Here is a 1,239-nt window from a genome sequence, read left to right as displayed (position 1 = left end):
GGCGGTTTCAGGGGGTCGTTGCAACGGGTGGTTGTTTCGGGTCCGAGAGTAGCTCCTGGAACGCTTCTGCCGGTGTCCGGAAGTCGAGGGTTTTGCGGGGTCTGCCGTTGAGTTCTGTGGCGACTTCGAGGAGTCGTTCCGGGCTGTGAACAGTGAGGTCGGTGGACTTCGGGAAGTACTGCCGGAGAAGCCCATTGGTGTTCTCGTTCGAGCCGCGCTGCCAGGGCTTGTGGGGGTCGCAGAAGTAGATAGCGAGGTCAGTGGCGAGGGTGATGTCTTTGTGCCGGGCAAGCTCCGTGCCCTGGTCCCAGGTCAACGACCGGCGCAGGTGTTCGGGCAGGGTCTTGATCGTGGGGATCATGGCGTCGCGGACGGCGTCGGCGCTGTGCCCGTCTGGCAGGTGCAGCAGCATCACGTAACGGGTGGTCCGCTCAACCAACGTTCCGATGGCGCTCCGGGCGTTCGTGCCGACGATGAGGTCTCCTTCCCAGTGCCCGGGAACGGCGCGGTCTTCCACCTCGGCAGGGCGTTCGCTGATCAGGACCATGTCGCGGATCTTCGACCACGACGCCCGCCTGGCCTCGCCCCGGTGTCGGCGGATCGCCCTGCCGGTGCGGAGGTGTTTATGCAGGTCAGCGCGCAGGTGCCCGCGCCCCTGGACGAACAGGGTTTGGTAGATCGTCTCGTGGGACACGTGCATCTCCGGCCGGTCAGGGAAGGACCTGACCAGGTCATCACGGATCTGCTCCGGGGACCAGTTCCGCACCAGCCGAAGCTCGACCTGCAGGGCAAGCTCGACCCGGTCCAGCTTCCGGGGCTTCGGGCGCCGCGCCCGTTCCCGGGATCGCTTCTGGGCGGCGTAGGGGCGGTAAGCGCCGCCGCGTGAGCTGTTCCGGGTGAGCTCCCTACTGATCGTCGAGGGCGCCCGACCGAGCTCGGCCGCGATCCGGCGGACGCCTGCGCCGCCGAGGTGGAGGTCAGCGATCTTGAGCCGTTCCTCCTCGCTCAAGTACCGGCCCGACCGGGCGGCGCGCTCGAACGGATTCTTCCCTTGAGCGGCTTTGAACCATCGGTAGCCCTGACGCGGATGCACGCCGACAGCATCGCAAGCAGCCGGCCTGCTCAAGCCCTGTCCGAGTAGCTCCCAGAACCAAGCCTCCCGGGCACGTTGTTCCAGCCTCGATCCCATCTGCAGCACTCCGATTCACGGTGGTGTTGCAACGACCACCTGAACCCAAG

General features: G+C 66.3%; 1 protein-coding gene. It reads right to left on the bottom strand.

The genetic code is table 11. From position 1 onward, the window contains the following. Positions 1-7 precede the first annotated feature (7 nt). Positions 8-1,126: an IS30 family transposase gene (locus tag ASL10_RS15360; protein ID WP_369794409.1), complete on the bottom strand. Its 1,119-nt coding sequence runs from the start codon at positions 1,124-1,126 to the stop codon at positions 8-10. Positions 1,127-1,239 lie beyond the last annotated feature (113 nt).

The sequence above is a fragment of the Frigoribacterium sp. Leaf8 genome (assembly GCF_001421165.1).
In the GTDB taxonomy this organism is placed as follows: domain Bacteria; phylum Actinomycetota; class Actinomycetes; order Actinomycetales; family Microbacteriaceae; genus Frigoribacterium.
This window is presented reverse-complemented; position numbering and strand designations above follow the sequence as displayed.